Origin of the sequence: Salmonella sp. NW38, from assembly GCF_051807745.1 — a bacterium.
GTDB lineage: Bacteria > Pseudomonadota > Gammaproteobacteria > Enterobacterales > Enterobacteriaceae > Salmonella > Salmonella enterica.
In genome coordinates, this window is sequence record NZ_JAMMTO010000004.1 from 305,229 (window position 1) to 325,112 (window position 19,884).

Below are 19,884 nucleotides of genomic sequence, written 5' to 3' on the forward strand. Positions count from 1 at the left end.
TCTGGCGCTCAATATGTCACAGAGCCCGCCTTATGCGGGCTCTCGTTTATCGGTAGTACGTTTTTAATTTCCGGCGAATAGCGTCGATAAGGCGCCGCTTCCACTCTACCGTCGAAGCCCGATACTGCATAAAAATAGCGCCTTCCGCCTGCTCCCCGGCAAGCGGCAAGACAAAAAGACCGCGCTTATCGGATAAATTTTCATACCAGGGGCGCGGTACAATCGCCATTAGCGGCGCCGACTGGACAGCAGGCGCAAGTTGACTGTAATCATGACAAACAAACGCCAGCGGACGTTCAAACCCGGCACGAGCCTGCTGCCTGTCCAGTTCATTGTTCTCTTTTGTCCACGGCAAACAGTAAATGTGCTGATAATGCTGTAGATCAGCAAAATTCAACTCTGCGGCATTCTCCAGACGTGAACGCAATGGCGCGCCATAAACCGCGATCAAACGCGTAGTCCCCACCCGCTCGTAATGCAGAGCGCTGACCTGCTTTTGATGGTCGCCAATTGCCAGCACCAAATCAACCGAGCTATCCAACAGTTCATCACGCCAGGGTCGGCGGGCAAAAGGAAGGCACTCGATCACCGCCTGATGAAGATGACCTTTCTCTGCGAGAACGGGCGTAAGCAGCGCGTTCAATGCGGGAGGAAGTACCACCCGGAAACAACGGGAGCCGTTCTCTTTATCGCCAAACAGCTCCTCATTAAGCGAAACAAACACAGGCGCCAATTTGTCACGCAGCGCCTGCGCATAAGGCGTAGGAATCTGGCGGTTCCCTTCCCGTCGAAACAACGGGTCGTTTAGCGCATCGCGCAATCTCATTAACGCATGACTTACCGCAGAAGGCGACAAAGCCAGCTTTTGCGCCGTTTTCCCCGTAGAGCTCGTCTCCAGCAGCACATACAGTACTTTTAACAGGTTCATATCCATTTGCAGCAAGTTCATTAAACGTCTCTCTTATTGAACCTGGCTAAATTACTGCCAGGTATACTGCGGGCGCTTCAATCAGGAGAACATTATGAATCGCTATGCATTATTCTTTGTATGTATATTTTCAACATCAGCACTTCCTGCCATGGCGGCATTAGATCCTTCACAACCGTTATCACCCGCGCCTCCGTTATCACTGTTTAAAGCGTGGGCTAAGCCTATAAAGCCGTTTCAAATCACAGAAGGCGTGTGGTATGTCGGCACGGAAAATCTCTCTTCTATTCTGCTGACCACTCCGGCAGGGCATATTCTTATTGATGCGGGGTTGGATGAAAGCGCACCGCAAATTAAAGCGAATATTGAAGCGGCAGGATTCCGCCTCACAGACATACGCTATCTATTGAACAGCCATGCGCGGCTGGATCAAGCGGGGGGCATGGCACGTTTGAAAGCGTGGAGCGGCGCACAATTGGTCGCCAGCCAACCCAACGCCGATCAGATGGCGAGGGGTGGACGAGAGGATTTTGCGCTTGGCGATGCGCTCCCCTTCCCGCCCGTCACCACTGATAAAATTATCCACAACCAGGAAAGCATCAGCCTCGGAGGGATAACCGTGACAGCACTATTCACGCCTGGACATCTGCCCGGCTCAACTTCCTGGCGCGTAACGCTCCGCAACGGCAAGACGCTAATTTACGCAGATAGTCTCGCCACACCTGACTATCTGCTGATTAACAACAAAAATTACCCTGACCTGGTTACTGATATTCAGAGCAGCTTTAAAACACTGGCCGCCCAGCATGTTGATATCTTTATTGCCAACAAAGGTGACCGCTTCGGGCTACTGGAGAAACGACAGCAACTTCGCAACGGCGATACACAGGCATTCTTTGATTCCAATGGCTTGCAACAGTATGTGGAACGCTCGCGCCAGCGCTTCATCACACAACTTACCGGACAGCAGCCACAATGAAATGACTCACCGGCGGCGCGTCCAGGGCGCCGTTCAGGTAATTTATCTAAGTCAAAACAGAAAAACCTTGCATACAATAAACCACAAAAATGATGTACAATTTATTGATATATATAATAAATAATTATTAACCATAAATTTAAAATCATTACTAAAATTTATTAATCGTGTAATGCCTTAGAAAATCTCAATCGTGATACAGCGCACAAATCGTTAATCTTCGCCCCCAGTAAATTAGGGGGAAATCATGCTGTTGCACGTTCTTTATTTAATTGGCATTACTGCCGAGGCCATGACGGGCGCACTCGCTGCGGGTCGTCGTCGCATGGATACATTCGGTGTAATTATTATTGCTACCGCCACCGCCATTGGTGGAGGCTCGGTTCGCGACATTCTGCTCGGTCACTATCCGCTGGGTTGGGTGAAGCATCCCGAATATGTCATTATTGTGGCGACTGCCGCTGTATTGACCACCATTGTTGCCCCCGTCATGCCCTATTTACGCAAGCTTTTCCTGGTACTTGACGCGCTGGGGTTGGTGGTTTTCTCTATTATTGGCGCTCAGATAGCCCTTGATATGGGCGAAGGGCCAATTATCGCCGTGGTAGCCGCCGTCACTACCGGCGTCTTTGGCGGCGTGCTCCGCGATATGTTCTGCAAACGCATTCCACTGGTGTTTCAAAAAGAGCTATATGCCGGCATTTCGTTCGCCTCGGCGGTGCTCTATATTGCGCTACAACATTACGTCATGAATCCGGATGTCGTCGTTATCTCTACGTTACTATTTGGCTTTACAGCAAGGTTATTAGCGCTACGTCTTAAACTTGGCCTGCCGGTATTTTATTACCGCCATGAAGGGCACTAAGACCCAAATCCGGGAATATGCTGAGCAGCCAGCCATCTGCTCAGCGCTTTGATCTGCGGATTATCCCGCCAGTCGATAACTCTCCCGGCACGGCGCTCGCCCGTCGATGGCAACTGCCGCCAGTGTTGCTCTGTTCGCATTAATAACTGCTCCCATGAGCGATCGCCGCTGGCCTGTAATGCGGCCTGCGTTAAGGGGATATCCATCGCCATGATCCAGCGGGTAAACGGCTGCCGGCGAGCCAGGTTAAATTGCCGCCATATCTGCTCGCTTTTTCCTTTAGCAAAGCCTGGCGTGTTGGCTATTTGCGCTGACGTCAGGGCAAGCCAGGAGAAGATATGCTCAAAGCGATGCGTCTGATGCAAGGCCCGCCAGCTGGCTTCGCCCATTCCGTCCAGACCCAACGCCGATCGTGATCCCAGCCATACCAGCCTGGAGATAAACTGTTCCTGACACGTTGCCGACGCGTAAAAGCAGGTCAGCGAGTTGAAATGGCTATCAGGCGGTACAGGCTTACTCCGCTCACGACTCCGCCAGACGACCTCATCAAGCCGGGGAATGCCTTGCCCGGCCAGACTCACCAGGATCTGATCGCCCGGCGCGATATCCCACGCTTCCCAACGTTTCACAGAGCCGATATTGACCCGCTGAACCCGCTTATCATCCAATATAACGGGGACAAGCGACGCTACTACGGTAATTTTGCCGCTTTTCCCCACCGAGAACTGAATAGCGCTCACTTGCGCGACCTGCGCTACTGGCGGATATTTCCATGCTGCCAGCCAGTCGCCCTGCCCGGGTCGCCAGTATTGTGCCGCGGGCTCTTTAGCCATGCGTATCACTACGCCATCCGTCACAAAGGGCAACGCTGACGTCAGCCATGACTGGCGCGCCCGCTCGACCTCGCTGGCATCTTTTACCGCCAGGGTATATTTCTTCGTCAGACTGAATCCAGCCTTAGCAAGTTGGCTTAATCTTTCGGGCATATTTGCCGGACCGTCCGGCCACGCCCAAATAAAAATACCCAACGAATTTAGCGCGGAGGCGTTATCCTGGCGCATTAACATTCCTGCGACTTTCGAGCGCGCATTCATCCCGCCCATCCGTTGCTGGATATGCCCCTCGCGCTGTAGAAAGATTTCGCCCTGCAACACCGCGTTAGCAAGCGCGCCTTGTGTTGTCTGCGGTATAGAGGGGATCAGGCGAATTTTTGGCGTCCAGTCCTCGCCTTGTAGTCCGTTACCCCGGCTGATAGCCCTGGTCAGTTTACCGTTTTGATAAACCAGCGTTACCGCTACGCCATCCACTTTTGGCTGTACCCAAAGCTCGCTGCGCCCGCGCATCCACTGTTCTACCGCCTGCCGGTCCGCGAGTTTACGTACGCCCGTATGCGCAACAGGATGCCTTGTTGTACCGTTTAACGGCGGTGAAACCGGAGTAGATGAAACATCCTGACCAACACAGCGTTGCCACTGAACCAGCCTTGCGCTGAGTTGGTCGTACACACTATCGTCAACCGCGCTAACGCCTTGTTTCCAGTAGATGTCATTCCAGTCAGCGAGCTGTTGCTGTAAACGGGCGATTTCTTCAGCGGCCCTTGCTGGCGGCCAGGCCGGGCAAAGCGCCCCACTCTGCGAATGCCACAATAAAATTCCCCACGCCATACTTTTCCATAATCTCATCACGACCTCCTGCGCACATTGCCCGGCAGGTATAGCGCTTTAGTGAATAAAAACCGACAGGTAAAAATGCATCATCCGAGCCGCTTTCCAGATTTTTTGGTGGGTTGCTGCAACGACGCGATAAAAGCGGAAAAAGGGACGCAAAATGCAATAATCTGGCGCAAAAAGTGTGACAAAGACTACGTCGCATAACGGCGATGTGTATAATAAGCCCGTATCAAGGCTCTATTTCGATAATCACAGACGTAAGATACTCATGGCTCAAGGTACGCTTTATATTGTTTCTGCCCCCAGTGGCGCGGGTAAATCCAGCCTGATTCAGGCTTTATTAAAAACCCAACCGTTGTATGACACTCAGGTTTCCGTTTCACATACCACGCGCGCGCCGCGTCCGGGTGAAGTGCACGGTGAGCACTATTTCTTTGTAAATCATGATGAGTTTAAAACCATGATTGGCAGGGAGGCGTTTCTGGAGCACGCGGAAGTGTTTGGCAATTACTACGGCACTTCGCGCGAAACCATTGAGCAAGTGCTGGCAACCGGCGTTGATGTTTTTCTGGATATCGACTGGCAGGGCGCCCAGCAAATTCGCGAAAAGATGCCGCAAGCACGCAGCATTTTTATTTTGCCGCCATCAAAGATCGAATTGGATCGCCGTTTACGCGGCCGCGGGCAAGATAGCGAAGAAGTCATTGCCAAACGAATGGCGCAAGCGGTTGCAGAAATGAGCCATTACGCCGAATATGATTATCTTATTGTGAATGACGACTTTGATACCGCGTTAAGCGACTTGAAAACCATCATTCGCGCTGAACGTCTGCGTATGAGCCGCCAAAAGCAGCGTCATGACGCTTTAATCAGCAAATTGTTGGCAGACTGAACCCACTTTCAGTATCATGCCCAGTCATTTCTTCACCTGTGGAGCATTTTAAGTATGGCACGCGTAACTGTTCAGGACGCTGTAGAGAAAATTGGTAACCGTTTTGACCTGGTACTGGTCGCCGCGCGTCGCGCTCGTCAGATGCAGGTAGGCGGAAAGGATCCGCTGGTACCGGAAGAAAACGATAAAACTACCGTTATCGCGCTGCGCGAAATCGAAGAAGGTCTGATTAACAACCAGATCCTCGACGTCCGCGAGCGCCAGGAACAGCAAGAGCAGGAAGCCGCTGAATTACAAGCCGTTACCGCTATTGCTGAAGGTCGTCGTTAATCACAAAGCGGGTCGCCCTTGTATCTGTTTGAAAGCCTGAATCAACTGATTCAAAACTACCTGCCGGAAGACCAGATTAAGCGTCTTCGGCAGGCGTATCTCGTTGCACGTGACGCTCACGAGGGCCAGACACGTTCAAGCGGTGAACCCTATATCACGCACCCGGTAGCGGTGGCCTGTATTCTGGCCGAGATGAAACTCGACTACGAAACGCTGATGGCCGCTCTGCTGCATGACGTGATTGAAGATACCCCCGCCACCTATCAGGACATGGAACAGCTTTTCGGTAAAAGCGTTGCCGAGCTGGTAGAGGGGGTGTCGAAACTTGATAAGCTCAAGTTCCGCGATAAGAAAGAGGCGCAGGCCGAAAACTTCCGCAAAATGATTATGGCGATGGTGCAGGATATCCGCGTCATCCTCATTAAGCTTGCTGACCGTACCCATAACATGCGCACGCTGGGCTCGTTACGCCCGGACAAACGTCGCCGCATCGCCCGTGAAACCCTCGAAATTTACAGCCCGCTGGCACACCGTTTAGGTATCCATCACATCAAGACCGAGCTTGAAGAGCTGGGTTTTGAAGCGCTGTATCCTAACCGCTACCGCGTCATCAAAGAAGTGGTAAAAGCGGCGCGCGGCAACCGTAAAGAGATGATCCAAAAAATCCTCTCTGAAATCGAAGGACGTTTGCAAGAGGCGGGAATTCCGTGTCGCGTTAGCGGTCGCGAAAAACATCTTTACTCGATCTACTGCAAAATGGTGCTCAAAGAGCAGCGTTTTCACTCGATCATGGACATTTACGCTTTCCGCGTCATCGTTCATGACTCCGATACCTGCTATCGCGTACTCGGCCAGATGCACAGTCTCTATAAGCCGCGTCCGGGACGCGTGAAAGATTATATAGCCATTCCCAAAGCGAACGGCTATCAGTCTTTGCACACCTCGATGATCGGCCCGCACGGCGTTCCTGTTGAAGTCCAGATCCGTACCGAAGACATGGATCAGATGGCGGAAATGGGGGTCGCGGCGCACTGGGCTTATAAAGAACACGGTGAGACTAGCACCACGGCGCAGATCCGCGCCCAGCGCTGGATGCAGAGCCTGCTGGAGCTACAACAGAGCGCCGGTAGTTCGTTTGAATTTATCGAAAGCGTAAAATCCGATCTCTTCCCGGATGAGATTTACGTTTTCACCCCGGAAGGGCGCATTGTCGAACTGCCCGCTGGCGCTACGCCGGTGGATTTTGCCTATGCAGTGCATACCGACATCGGCCACGCCTGCGTCGGCGCGCGTGTCGACCGGCAGCCTTATCCGCTGTCGCAGCCGCTTAGCAGCGGTCAGACCGTCGAAATTATTACCGCGCCGGGCGCGCGTCCCAACGCCGCCTGGCTGAACTTTGTCGTCAGCTCTAAAGCGCGCGCTAAAATTCGTCAGTTGCTGAAAAACCTCAAACGTGATGACTCCGTAAGCCTGGGCCGTCGTCTGCTTAACCATGCTTTAGGCGGTAGTCGTAAGCTGGCGGAAATTCCGCAGGAAAATATTCAGCGCGAACTGGATCGTATGAAGCTGGCAACGCTTGACGATCTGCTGGCGGAAATCGGTCTCGGCAACGCGATGAGCGTAGTGGTCGCGAAAAATCTGCAGCAAGGCGAAGCCGTGGTGCCGACCGTTGCGCAATCGAATCACGGCCACCTGCCGATTAAAGGCGCGGATGGCGTGCTTATCACCTTTGCGAAGTGTTGTCGTCCGATCCCAGGCGACCCGATCATCGCTCACGTCAGCCCAGGTAAAGGACTGGTGATCCACCATGAATCCTGCCGTAATATCCGTGGATACCAGAAAGAGCCAGAGAAATTTATGGCGGTCGAATGGGATAAAGAGACGGAGCAGGAATTCATTACCGAAATCAAGGTGGAAATGTTTAACCATCAGGGCGCGCTGGCTAACCTGACGGCGGCGATTAATACCACCACCTCCAATATTCAAAGCCTGAATACTGAAGAGAAAGATGGTCGCGTCTATAGTACCTTTATTCGCCTTACCGCACGCGATCGCGTACATCTGGCGAATATCATGCGCAAAATCCGCGTGATGCCAGACGTTATTAAAGTCACCCGTAACCGAAACTAGCGCTATGAATCCAAAACGTTATGCGCGTATATGCGAAATGCTCGCCAGGCGTCAGCCTGATCTCACGGTCTGCATGGAGCAAGTCCACAAACCTCATAACGTTTCTGCAATCATTCGTACCGCAGATGCCGTTGGCGTCCATGAAGTCCATGCCATCTGGCCTGGTAGCCGGATGCGCACCATGGCTTCCGCGGCGGCGGGCAGCAACAGTTGGGTACAGGTGAAAACTCACCGTACCATTGGCGATGCGGTAGCCCATTTGAAAGGACGGGGAATGCAGATTCTGGCAACCCATCTTTCTGATAAGGCCGTAGACTTTCGCGAGATTGATTACACGCGCCCGACCTGTATTCTGATGGGTCAGGAGAAAACCGGTATTACTCAGGAAGCATTAGCCCTGGCGGATCGGGATATCATCATTCCGATGATCGGCATGGTACAGTCGCTGAACGTTTCCGTCGCCTCCGCGCTCATTCTTTATGAAGCCCAGCGTCAGCGTCAGAACGCGGGCATGTATCTGCGTGAAAATAGCATGTTGCCGGAAGATGAACAGCAGCGCCTGCTGTTTGAGGGTGGTTATCCGGTGCTGGCGAAAGTCGCTAAACGTAAAGGTCTGCCTTATCCTCGCGTCAATCAGCAGGGCGAAATCGACGCCGATGCTGACTGGTGGGCGACGATGCAGGCGGCAGGGTAATCACCATGTCAGGCCGCTTGTTAGACGCTGTTCCGCTCAATTCCCTGACAGGTGTCGGCGCAGCGCAAAGCAGTAAACTGGCGAAAATTGGCCTGCATACCGTCCAGGATTTGCTATTACATCTTCCTCTGCGTTACGAAGACCGTACCCATCTCTACCCCATTGGCGAACTGCTGCCTGGCATCTACGCCACCGTTGAAGGTGAAGTGCTGAACTGCAATATCACTTTCGGCGGTCGTCGGATGATGACCTGCCAGATTAGCGACGGTTCCGGCATTCTTACCATGCGCTTTTTCAATTTTAACGCGGCGATGAAAAACAGCCTGGCGACGGGGCGACGTGTGCTGGCCTACGGGGAAGCGAAGCGCGGCAAGTATGGCGCAGAGATGATCCATCCGGAATATCGCCTGCAGGGCGATCTCAGCACGCCGGAACTTCAGGAAACGCTCACCCCCGTCTATCCGACCACCGAGGGCGTGAAGCAAGCGACACTGCGCAAGCTTACCGATCAGGCGCTGGAGTTGCTCGACACCTGCGCCATTGCCGAACTACTGCCGCCGGAACTGGCGCAGGGTATGATGAGCCTGCCGGAGGCGCTACGTACCTTGCATCGCCCGCCGCCGACACTCCAGCTCGCCGATTTAGAAACCGGCAAACACCCGGCGCAGCGGCGGCTTATTCTTGAAGAGCTACTGGCGCATAATCTCAGCATGCTGGCACTTCGCGCAGGCGCGCAGCGCTATCACGCTCAGCCGCTAAGTACAAACGATACCTTAAAGCAGCAACTGTTAGCGTCGTTGCCGTTTAAACCCACCAGCGCGCAGGCGCGGGTGGTGGCAGAGATCGAACGTGATATGGCGCTCGATGTGCCAATGATGCGTCTGGTTCAGGGCGACGTCGGCTCAGGGAAAACGCTGGTTGCGGCGCTTGCCGCCTTGCGCGCTATTGCCCACGGTAAGCAGGTCGCGTTGATGGCGCCGACCGAACTGCTCGCCGAACAGCACGCAAATAATTTCCGCAACTGGTTCGAACCGTTGGGCGTTGAAGTGGGTTGGCTGGCGGGTAAGCAAAAAGGTAAAGCGCGTCAGGCGCAGCAAGAGGCTATTGCCAGCGGTCAGGTGCAGATGATTGTCGGCACCCACGCTATCTTTCAGGAACAGGTGCAGTTCAACGGCCTGGCGCTGGTCATTATCGATGAGCAGCACCGCTTTGGCGTCCACCAGCGTCTGGCATTGTGGGAAAAAGGCCAGCAGCAGGGCTTTCATCCGCATCAGTTGATTATGACCGCAACGCCTATTCCGCGCACCCTGGCGATGACTGCCTACGCCGATCTCGATACCTCGGTGATTGACGAGCTACCGCCGGGCCGTACCCCTGTCACTACCGTTGCGATTCCGGATACCCGTCGCCATGAAATCATTGATCGTGTGCGCAACGCCTGCACAACCGAAGGCCGTCAGGCCTACTGGGTCTGTACGCTGATTGAAGAGTCCGACCTGCTGGAAGCGCAGGCGGCGGAAGCCACCTGGGAGGAGCTCAAGCTGGCGTTACCGGAGTTGAATATTGGCCTGGTACACGGCCGCATGAAGCCCGCCGAAAAACAGGCGGTGATGCAGGCCTTTAAGCAGGGTGAACTGCATCTGCTGGTCGCCACTACGGTGATTGAGGTGGGGGTCGATGTTCCTAACGCCAGCCTGATGATTATTGAAAACCCTGAGCGACTGGGCCTGGCGCAGTTACACCAGCTCAGAGGACGCGTTGGCCGTGGCGCGGTCGCATCGCACTGCGTGCTGCTCTATAAATCGCCGTTGTCGAAAACGGCGCAGAAGCGTTTACAGGTATTGCGCGACAGCAATGACGGCTTTGTGATTGCACAAAAAGATTTAGAGATTCGCGGCCCGGGGGAATTACTGGGCACGCGCCAGACGGGTAACGCCGAATTTAAAGTAGCTGATTTGCTGCGCGATCAAGCCATGATCCCCGAAGTTCAGCGTATTGCCCGTCATATTCACGAACGTTATCCGCAGCAGGCACAAGCGCTGATTGAGCGCTGGATGCCGGAAACCGAACGTTATTCCAACGCCTAATGAGCACGGCGGCTTTAATGCCGCCGTACAAACTATTATTGCGCGAAAATCGGTAACAGCAGGTACAGCTTGATTACCAACGCATTAACGATATCGATAAAGAACGCACCAACCATCGGCACCACCAGGAACGCCATATGCGAGGGGCCAAAACGGTCGGTAATCGCCTGCATATTAGCAATGGCGGTCGGCGTTGCGCCCAGGCCAAAACCGCAGTGACCCGCCGCCAACACCGCTGCATCGTAGTTTTTCCCCATCATGCGCCAGGTGACGAAGATCGCGTACAGCGCCATGAAGATGGTCTGTACCACCAGAATCGCCAGCATCGGCAGCGCCAGCGACGCCAGTTCCCACAGCTTCAGGCTCATCAGCGCCATTGCCAGGAACAGTGACAGACTCACGTTCCCCAGCACCGAAACAGCACGCTCAAATACGCGATAAAAACCCACCAGCGCCAGGCCATTGCTGAGGATCACCCCAACAAATAGCACACAAACGAAGACCGGCAGTTCAAGCACCGTTCCCGCCAGTAGCTGCGCTACGATTTTGCCCACGGTCAGACAGATAGCAATCAGGGCGATGGTTTCGATTAGCACCAGAGAAGTGATCATACGGCCCACATCCGGCTTTTCAAAGGCTGTCGGCACGGCCTGATCGTCAGGCATTCCATCCGGCGTGGTGGAGTGTTTCACCAGATAACGCGCTACCGGGCCGCCTATCAACCCGCCCAGCACCAGGCCAAAGGTTGCACATGCCATCGCAACTTCGGTGGCATTGGCAAAACCATAACGTTCGACAAACAGTTTACTCCACGCCGCGCCGGTACCGTGTCCGCCGGACAGCGTAATTGACCCGGCAATCAGCCCCATTAACGGGTCCAGCCCCAACAGACTCGCCATGCCGATACCGATGGCATTCTGCATCAGCAGTAATCCGACCACGACGACCAGGAAGACGCCAACAACGCGTCCCCCCTTGCGCAGGCTGGCAAGGTTAGCGTTAAGGCCGATCGTCGCGAAAAACGCCAGCATCAACGGATCGCGCAGGGTCATATCAAAGTTGACCTCCCAACCGACGCTTTTTTTCAGTACCAGCAGAGCAACCGCGACCAGTAACCCCCCTGCCACCGGCTCCGGAATCGTATATTTCTTCAGTAAGGAGACAGACTGGACCAGCTTGCGACCCAGTAGCAGCACCAGCGTGGCGGCGACAAGGGTCGATAAGGTATCGAGTTCAAACATTTAAAGCTCCTGTAGTGCGCTGTGACACGTGCGCACAAATCATTTCCTGAGTCAGTTTTTTAGCTCTTTGCGAGTCTTCGGCATGGATTTTAAGCAGAAAAAGGCAAAAAGTTATATAAAAAGGTGCATTTATCTTTTTTAAATATTAAGAATATTCGCTCGCAATCGTTTGCTTTTACCACCTGGTCAGATAAAATCACCGCTTTTCCACCACGAGAATGTCCCTGATGTCCGTTAACGCCATCGAGCCGGCAGATGCGCAACCGGTTGCGCAGACGCAAAACAGCGAATTAATTTACCGTCTTGAAGATCGACCGCCGCTCCCTCAAACCCTTTTTGCCGCTTGTCAGCATCTGCTGGCTATGTTTGTCGCGGTAATCACGCCAGCGCTGTTAATCTGCCAGGCGTTGGGTTTACCGGCGCAGGATACGCAGCACATTATCAGCATGTCGCTGTTCGCCTCCGGCGTAGCCTCTATTATTCAAATCAAAGCGTGGGGGCCGGTAGGATCGGGGCTGTTATCCATCCAGGGAACCAGTTTTAACTTTGTCGCCCCGCTGATTATGGGCGGTACCGCGCTGAAAACCGGCGGCGCGGACGTCCCGACGATGATGGCGGCGCTGTTCGGCACGCTGATGCTGGCAAGCTGCACCGAGATGGTGCTTTCTCGCATTCTACATCTGGCGCGCCGGATTATCACGCCGTTAGTCTCCGGCGTAGTGGTGATGATTATTGGCCTGTCGCTGATTCAGGTGGGGCTAACCTCCATCGGCGGCGGCTATGCCGCCATGAGCGACAACACCTTTGGCGCACCGAAAAACCTGCTGCTGGCCGGCGTCGTCCTGGCCATTATTATCCTGCTGAATCGGCAGCGTAATCCCTACCTGCGCGTGGCTTCTTTGGTTATTGCTATGGCGGCTGGCTATCTTTTGGCCTGGTTTATGGGCATGTTGCCTGAGAATAACGCGCCGGTCTCACAGGACATCCTGATGGTGCCGACCCCGCTGTATTATGGTCTGGGCATTGACTGGAACCTGTTACTGCCGTTGATGCTGGTCTTTATGATTACGTCGCTGGAGACCATCGGCGACATCACCGCCACCTCTGATGTCTCCGAGCAGCCGGTATCCGGCCCCTTGTACATGAAACGGCTAAAGGGCGGCGTACTGGCTAACGGCCTGAACTCATTTGTTTCAGCGGTATTTAATACGTTCCCGAATTCCTGTTTCGGTCAGAACAACGGCGTAATTCAGTTGACCGGCGTCGCCAGCCGCTATGTGGGATTTGTCGTCGCGCTGATGCTGATTGTGCTCGGCCTGTTCCCGGCGGTAAGCGGTTTTGTGCAGCATATCCCGGAACCGGTGCTCGGCGGCGCCACGTTAGTGATGTTCGGCACCATTGCCGCCTCCGGGGTGCGTATTGTCTCACGTGAGCCGCTGAACCGCCGCGCGATTCTGATTATCGCCCTGTCGCTGGCCGTGGGTCTTGGCGTCTCGCAACAGCCGCAGATCCTGCAGTTCGCGCCGGAATGGGTGAAAAATCTGCTCTCATCCGGAATTGCCGCTGGCGGCATCACGGCTATCGTGCTGAACCTGATTCTCCCGCCGGAAAAACCGTAAAAACCCTGCGGCGGCGACGCGATTCGCCGCTGCTGTAACGCTCTTTCACCATTCCTGTCTTGAGGATTGCACGCAAATCGTGCATAAATCCCCTATGTGCATTTCACGGGATGGAAGACCATGAAATTGATTGGGAGGTTGCTTCTCTATGTGCTGATCGCCTGTTTAGTGGTGATTTTCGGCTTTTATTTTCTGCTGCAAACGCGCTGGGGCGCAGATCACATCAGCAACTGGGTATCAGAGAACAGCGGTTATCACCTCACATTCGACGTGATGGATCATCGTTTTTCCGCCCCATCCCATCTTTTACTGGAGAATGTGACCTTTGGTCGTGATGGTCAGCCTGCTACCCTGGTCGCGAAAACCGTAGATATCGGCCTGAGCATTCGCCAGTTAACCGCGCCGCTGCATGTCGACACGATTCTGTTACAGGACGGCACGCTGAATATTTCAGTGCAAACTGCCCCTTTCCCGTTTGAGGCCGACCGCCTGCAACTTCGCAATATGGCGCTCAATAGTCCCGGCAGCGAATGGCGGTTGAGCGCCCAGCGCGTTAACGGCGGCGTAATGCCCTGGCACCCCGAAGCCGGTCGGGTATTGGGCAATAAAGCCCAGATCCAACTGAGCGCCGGTTCGCTGACGTTAAACGACGTTCCCGCCACTAATGTGCTTATTGAAGGCAGTATCGACCATAATCAGGTGATGTTAAACACCGTCGGCGCCGATATGGCGCGCGGAGCGTTAACCGGCGTCGCCCGGCGTAACGCTGACGGTAGTTGGGTCGTTGAAAATCTGCGGCTGAATGATATTCGGTTACAAAGCGATAAATCCCTGAGCGAGTTTTTCGCGCCGCTTACTACGGTTCCATCTTTGCAGATTGGTCGTCTTGAAGTGACGGACTCCAGCCTGCAAGGACCAGACTGGGCAGTCACCGATCTTGACCTGAGTTTGCGCAATCTGACTCTGCGCAAAGAAGACTGGCAAAGTCAGGAAGGTAAATTATCGATGAACGCCAGCGAGTTTATTTACGGCTCGCTGCACTTGCTCGATCCAATCCTGAACGCCGAATTTTCACCACAGAGCGTTGCGCTACGCCAGTTCACCACCCGCTGGGAAGGCGGTATGGTCAGAACTTCCGGCGCCTGGTTACGCGAGAGCAAAGCGCTTATTCTGGACGATACCGCTATCGCCGGGCTGGAGTATACGCTGCCGGAAAACTGGAAGCAGCTATGGATGAAGCCGTTGCCCGACTGGTTGAATAGCCTGACGCTGAAAAAATTCAGCGCCAGCCGCAACCTGGTGATTGATATCGACCCGGCCTTCCCGTGGCAAATCACCGCTCTGGACGGCTACGGCGCAAACCTGGAGCTGGTACAACATCATCAATGGGGCGTCTGGAGCGGCAATGCGACCCTCAACGCCGCAGCGGCAACCTTTAACCGTGTGGATGTGCGCCGCCCGTCGCTGTCGTTGACGGCTAATGCCAGCACAGTCAACATCAGCGATCTGAGCGCGTTTACTGGAAAAGGGATACTGGAAGCCACTGCCAGCGTATCGCAACTGCCGCAGCGTCAGACGCAAATCAGCCTGAACGGACGCGGCGTACCAATGGATGTGCTACAACAGTGGGGCTGGCCGGCATTACCGATTGCTGGCGATGGCAATATTCAGCTCACGGCCAGCGGCAATATTCAGGCCGATGCGCCGTTGAAACCGACGGTAAACGGGCAATTACACGCGGTCAACGCACAAAAGCAGCAGATAACGCAGACGATGCAAGCGGGCGTGGTGTCCGGCGGGGAAGTTACGTCAACGGAGCCAGCGCTGTAATTGAGGGCTTGCCCGGTGGCGCTGACGCTTACCGGGCTTACGATTCTTGCTCATTTGTAGGCCGGATAAGCGCAGCTCACAGCACCATCCGGCGATTCAGATTTAAAGCGTAATCACCACTTCATTTCCCAGCGGGGTAACCACTACGCCCAGTTCACTTCCCGCATATGAGCCGCATTTGGTACCGCTAATCTGCGTAATATTACGCAGACACAGCGTCCAGTTGCGCGCCTCGCCTTCGCCGCTCACCGTAATGGTATTGCCTGTGCGTTTCGCCTGCAGCGTAAAGATTGTCGAACCATCCGTAGCAGGGACTTCGCAGACCGCTTCGCAGCCGTCATCCAGATGGAATAACTGGAAGGCCGTACCCTCATGCCAGGCGTAATCGGGCTTCTGGCTATTGTTGCCCAGCGCCAGTAGTGTATTGTCACGCACGTACACTGGCAGGCTCAGGAAGTCATGCTGCTGTTTATGCCAGCGGCTGCCCTGCACTTCATCGTTGCGCCACAGGTGCGTCCAGCGGCCTTCTGGCAGATAGAACTCCACGTCGCCCGCTTCACTAAATACCGGCGCTACCATGACCGCATCTCCCAGCATGTACTGGCGATCAAGATAATCACACGCCGGATCGTCCGGGAACTCCAGCATCATCGCCCGCATCATTGGCGTACCGGCTTCGTTGGCGCGCGCCGCTTCCCGATACAGATACGGCATCATCCGGCACTTCTGTTCGGTGAAGAAGCGCACCACGTCACAGGACTCGTCGTCATAGGCCCACGGAACCCGGTAGGATTTGCTACCGTGCAGGCGGCTGTGGCTGGAGAGCAAGCCGAATGCGCACCAACGCTTGTAGACATGCGCCGGCGCGGTATTCTCGAATCCGCCAATATCATGGCTCCAGAAGCCAAATCCTGACAGGCCAATGGACAGCCCGCCGCGCAGGCTTTCCGCCATCGATTCGTAGTTGGCGTAACAGTCGCCGCCCCAGTGCACCGGGAACTGTTGCGCGCCCACCGAGGCGGAACGGGCGAACAGCACCGCCTCTTCAACGCCGACGGTCTCTTTCAGCACGTTCCACACCAGTTCGTTGTAGATATAGGCATAATGGTTATGCATTTTCTGTGGATCTGAACCATCAAACCACTGCACATCCGTTGGAATGCGTTCGCCGAAGTCAGTTTTGAAGCAGTCCACTCCCATCTCCACCAGGCCCTTCAGCTTGTCGGCATACCATTCGCAGGCTTGCGGGTTGGTGAAGTCGTAAATCGCCAGTCCCGGCTGCCATTTATCCCACTGCCACAAGGAGCCGTCCGGGCGTTTAAGCAAATACCCTTTCTCTTTTAGCTCCTGGAAGACCGGGGATTTCTGGCCGATGTAGGGGTTAATCCACACGCAGACTTTCAGCCCTTTCGCTTTCAGGCGGCGAATCATCCCTTTCGGATCGGGGAAAGTCACCGGGTCCCATTCAAAATCGCACCACTGAAAAGCTTTCATCCAGAAACAGTCGAAGTGGAAGACGTGCAGCGGCAGATTGCGCTCGGCCATACCGTCGATAAAGCTGTTAACGGTCGCTTCGTCGTAGTTGGTGGTAAATGAGGTGGTCAGCCACAGGCCAAACGACCAGGCGGGCGGCAGCGCCGGACGACCCGTAAATTGGGTATAGCGGTTCAGCACGTCTTTCGGGGTCGGGCCGTCGATGACGAAGTATTCCAGATACTCGCTCTCAACGCTGAACTGGACTTTGGAGACTTTCTCGGAGCCAATTTCAAACGACACGCACTGCGGATGGTTTACCAGCACACCGTAGCCACGGTTGGTGATATAGAACGGGATGTTCTTGTAAGACTGCTCGGTGCTGGTGCCGCCGTCGCGGTTCCAGGTCTCCACCGTCTGACCGTTACGCACCAGCGCGGTAAAGCGCTCGCCCAGCCCGTAGACGGTTTCGCCCACGCCGAGATCCAGACGCTCGAACATGTAGTTGCGCCCGCTGTTGGTGTCCCGTACATAGCCGTTATTTTTCAACTGGCTACCGGTGATACGTACACCGTTGCGCAGAAAATCCAGTGACCAGATCTCGCCTTTGGTGACGCGCACGCTCAGGCTGCCGCTCTTGAGTTCGGCAAATTCGGCGTTGTTCTGCATCTCTACGTTGATATCTTGCAAGACATTGAGTGGATAATGTGGGCCGTTATCCAAAGCGCCCTGGAAGTGTTCCATCCGTACACCTATCACTCCTTCCTGCGGCGAGAAAAAGCGCAAGGTAAACAACGGGGTATCCAGTTGCCAGGTTCGTTCGCGGACATCGCGCGGCGCGGCATAGACCACCATCTCATTCCCCTGCTGTTCAACGTCGAACACCTGAACCGGGTGAATCAAATTAAGGCCAGGCTGGATCAGCCAGTTTCCGTCGCTAATTTTCATAGTCTGTTCCTTTAGTTTTGCAATTCTTTATGGGTAAATTCTTGTTCGTTGCGGTGTGCGCCCTGCGCCAGTTGTTCCAGAATGGTTTTCAGGAACGGGCTTTTCAGGGTGTAGTAGCGTTTAGCGATCGCGGCGCTCAGCAGATAACAGATGGCCGGGACGATAGTGAACAGAGCGATAATGATGCTGATCGTGGCGCTGTTTTGCGTTTTCGCCGCCGCGTCGTAACCGCCGCCTGCCAGCATCCAGCCAATCAGCGCCCCGCCGAGGGCAAGACCCAGTTTCAGCACGAACAACGTGCCGGCAAAACTGATCCCCGTCAGGCGTTTGCCGTTACACCATTCACCGTAGTCGACGGTGTCAGACATCATCACCCACTGGATAGGCGTGACTAACTGGTGCAACACGCCAATCACGAAGATAAAGACGAACATAGCGATCGTGGCGTGCATCGGTACGAAGAACATCGCCACGCTGATTACTGCGAGTAAAGCGTTGGTCCACCAGAAAACGCTCACTTTGCATTTCCAGTCGGTCAACGGTTTTGCCAGCGCCGAGCCAATCAGGTTGCCGACGCAATAGGTAGTGAGGAAGGCGACAAACACGCCCGGCTTGCCCAATATCCAGGTGACGTAATACATCATCGCCCCGCCGCGCACGCATACCGCCAGAATATTCAGGATGGTGAGCAGGCCGACTATGCGCCACTGGTCGTTGTGCCAGATATCACGCAGGTCTTCACGCATGGAGGTATGGGTGGCAGGCGCTTCAACGCGCTCTTTGGTGGTAAAGAAGCAGAACGCCAGCATCAGGAACGCCACCACCGAGAGCGCCGCGATACCCCCCTGGAAGCCCAGCGCCTTATTCTCGCCGCCAATCAGTTTCACCAGAGGCATCATCAGTACGGTAGAGAGCATTCCGCCCGCCGTTGCCAGCACAAAGCGCCAGGATTGCAGGGAGATACGCTGCGTTGGGTCATTGGTTATTACACCCCCCAACGCGCAGTAAGGGATGTTGACCACAGTGTACAGAAGGGTGAGCAACGTGTAGGTGATGGCGGCATAAATCATTTTGCCGTTCAGACTGAGATCCGGCGTGCTATAAGCCAGCACACAAACGATACCAAACGGCAACGCGCCAAACAGCACCCAGGGTCGGAATTTGCCCCAGCGAGAGCGGGTGCGGTCGGCCAGCAGGCCCATGCAAGGGTCGGAGATGGCATCAAGCGCACGCGCCAGTAAAAACATGGTGCCGACAAAACCAGCAGGAATGCCGAAAATATCGGTATAGAAGAACATCATATATAACATGACGTTATCAAAGATGATGTGGCTCGCGGCATCGCCCATACCATAGCCAATCTTCTCCTTAACGGAGAGAATTTCACTTTTCATTACGCATCCTTAACGCTCACAACACTCACTGATACCGGTTACAGTTTTTGTAAACCTTCCCTGCGAGCGTGAATATTCCGTTATTTAGTTATCAAATTACGATTCTTGTTTTCTGTGATCGGGGTAGCGTCAAAAAGTGTGATGAAATGTAACTAATGGATTTTATGGGGATTTACATGAAACCGATCATGGCAGAAGGAAAGGGAAGTTAAAAAAGCACGGGAGGGGATGTGGAAACGCCAGGAAGTAGCTATAATGCGCGCGCCTCCATGTAGCAATCGAGGCGCGGAAGATCGTCGTCTCCGGTGAGGCGGCTGGACTTCAAATCCAGTTGGGGCCGCCAGCGGTCCCGGGCAGGTTCGACTCCTGTGATCTTCCGCCAATTAGCCTCTTCTGAACTAAATAAAATGAATTGCCACGCGTCCGTGGACTTCGGTATCCGACCCGAGCCTTTATCCCCACACGTTGCATCAACCACCAGACTTTGCTTACACCGCATTGTTCCTGATATCCCGCAGATCGAGACAGATCTTGCGATAGCCATAAACACAGCCCGATTCTAGCCAGAACTGCCTGTATGCCCCGTCAGATTCAGGTCAACATGATGCCGTCGTGAATGTGGCGGCTTTATCCAGGCGTAAAGACTATGGGTAGTAATATCAAGACGTGTTGCGACGCTGGAAACAGAATGGCCGCGCTCAATAATCTGTTTTACCGCTTTAATTTTAAACGCTTCGGGATAACATTTACCGCTCATGGGCTCTTCTCTTTAAGTCATCTTAAATGACTCAGCGGTGTCTGTTA

Annotated in this window: 14 protein-coding genes, 1 tRNA gene and 1 pseudogene; 10 read left to right on the forward strand and 6 right to left on the reverse strand. The window is 54.3% G+C overall.

Annotated elements, in window-relative coordinates; translation table 11 throughout:
• Window positions 1-46: 46 nt before the first annotated feature.
• Window positions 47-949, reverse strand: coding sequence for a LysR family transcriptional regulator (locus NA624_RS09735; RefSeq protein ID WP_001050869.1), 903 nt, complete (start codon window positions 947-949; stop codon window positions 47-49).
• Window positions 950-1,022: 73 nt separating this feature from the next.
• Between NA624_RS09735 and NA624_RS09740 the strand changes: the two genes are divergently transcribed.
• Window positions 1,023-1,907 (forward strand): HARLDQ motif MBL-fold protein, encoded by an 885-nt coding sequence (locus tag NA624_RS09740; RefSeq protein ID WP_001082958.1) that lies wholly within the window; start codon window positions 1,023-1,025, stop codon window positions 1,905-1,907.
• 247 nt (window positions 1,908-2,154) lie between these two features.
• The gene (locus NA624_RS09745; RefSeq protein ID WP_000924334.1) at window positions 2,155-2,772 is read left to right on the forward strand and encodes a trimeric intracellular cation channel family protein; all 618 of its coding nucleotides are present in this window, start codon (window positions 2,155-2,157) and stop codon (window positions 2,770-2,772) included.
• Here the strand turns inward: NA624_RS09745 and ligB are convergent.
• Window positions 2,769-4,454: an NAD-dependent DNA ligase LigB gene (gene ligB, locus NA624_RS09750; protein ID WP_001241838.1), complete on the reverse strand. Its 1,686-nt coding sequence runs from the start codon at window positions 4,452-4,454 to the stop codon at window positions 2,769-2,771. The genes NA624_RS09745 and ligB overlap by 4 nt on opposite strands.
• 256 nt (window positions 4,455-4,710) lie before the next feature.
• Here ligB and gmk point away from each other — a divergent pair, with 256 nt between their 5' ends.
• The 5 genes from gmk to recG are packed head-to-tail and all read left to right on the forward strand — an operon-like array spanning window position 4,711 to window position 10,575.
• Window positions 4,711-5,334, forward strand: a complete 624-nt coding sequence (gene gmk / locus NA624_RS09755) for a guanylate kinase (protein WP_000046966.1) — start codon at window positions 4,711-4,713, stop codon at window positions 5,332-5,334.
• A 54-nt stretch (window positions 5,335-5,388) separates the two neighbouring features.
• A complete protein-coding gene (rpoZ, locus tag NA624_RS09760; protein WP_000135058.1) occupies window positions 5,389-5,664 on the forward strand; it encodes a DNA-directed RNA polymerase subunit omega in 276 nt (91 codons plus the stop codon).
• A gap of 18 nt (window positions 5,665-5,682) precedes the next feature.
• Entirely contained in the window at window positions 5,683-7,794 is a 2,112-nt protein-coding gene (spoT, locus tag NA624_RS09765; RefSeq protein ID WP_000280467.1) for a bifunctional GTP diphosphokinase/guanosine-3',5'-bis pyrophosphate 3'-pyrophosphohydrolase, read from the forward strand.
• Window positions 7,795-7,798: 4 nt separating this feature from the next.
• Entirely contained in the window at window positions 7,799-8,488 is a 690-nt protein-coding gene (gene trmH / locus NA624_RS09770; RefSeq protein ID WP_001068433.1) for a tRNA (guanosine(18)-2'-O)-methyltransferase TrmH, read from the forward strand.
• 5 nt (window positions 8,489-8,493) lie between these two features.
• The gene (gene recG, locus NA624_RS09775) at window positions 8,494-10,575 is read left to right on the forward strand and encodes an ATP-dependent DNA helicase RecG (protein ID WP_000016744.1); all 2,082 of its coding nucleotides are present in this window, start codon (window positions 8,494-8,496) and stop codon (window positions 10,573-10,575) included.
• A gap of 35 nt (window positions 10,576-10,610) precedes the next feature.
• On the opposite strand, the gene gltS is transcribed toward recG, so the two are convergent.
• On the reverse strand, window positions 10,611-11,816 hold the full coding sequence (gene gltS, locus NA624_RS09780) for a sodium/glutamate symporter (RefSeq protein ID WP_000462249.1): 1,206 nt from the start codon (window positions 11,814-11,816) through the stop codon (window positions 10,611-10,613).
• A gap of 227 nt (window positions 11,817-12,043) precedes the next feature.
• On the opposite strand from gltS, the gene xanP reads away from it, so the two are divergent.
• Together xanP and NA624_RS09790 are read left to right on the forward strand one after the other, a co-directional pair.
• The gene (gene xanP, locus NA624_RS09785; protein ID WP_000115428.1) at window positions 12,044-13,435 is read left to right on the forward strand and encodes a xanthine/proton symporter XanP; all 1,392 of its coding nucleotides are present in this window, start codon (window positions 12,044-12,046) and stop codon (window positions 13,433-13,435) included.
• 120 nt (window positions 13,436-13,555) lie between these two features.
• Window positions 13,556-15,265 (forward strand): AsmA family protein, encoded by a 1,710-nt coding sequence (locus tag NA624_RS09790; RefSeq protein ID WP_000766641.1) that lies wholly within the window; start codon window positions 13,556-13,558, stop codon window positions 15,263-15,265.
• Window positions 15,266-15,367: 102 nt separating this feature from the next.
• Here NA624_RS09790 and yicI read toward each other — a convergent pair whose 3' ends face one another.
• Both yicI and NA624_RS09800 read right to left on the reverse strand, forming a co-directional pair.
• A complete protein-coding gene (yicI, locus tag NA624_RS09795) occupies window positions 15,368-17,686 on the reverse strand; it encodes an alpha-xylosidase (RefSeq protein WP_000703006.1) in 2,319 nt (772 codons plus the stop codon).
• A gap of 11 nt (window positions 17,687-17,697) precedes the next feature.
• Window positions 17,698-19,080 carry a glycoside-pentoside-hexuronide family transporter gene (locus tag NA624_RS09800; protein ID WP_000834259.1) on the reverse strand — a complete coding sequence of 461 codons (1,383 nt, stop codon included), beginning with the start codon at window positions 19,078-19,080 and terminating at the stop codon, window positions 17,698-17,700.
• Between the two features lie 287 nt (window positions 19,081-19,367).
• Between NA624_RS09800 and NA624_RS09805 the strand changes: the two genes are divergently transcribed.
• Window positions 19,368-19,462 (forward strand) — tRNA-Sec (locus NA624_RS09805).
• 14 nt (window positions 19,463-19,476) lie between these two features.
• On the opposite strand, the pseudogene NA624_RS09810 reads toward NA624_RS09805, so the two are convergent.
• Window positions 19,477-19,837: pseudogene (locus NA624_RS09810) on the reverse strand (transposase); the annotation flags it as partial.
• Between the last annotated feature and the right edge of the window lie 47 nt (window positions 19,838-19,884).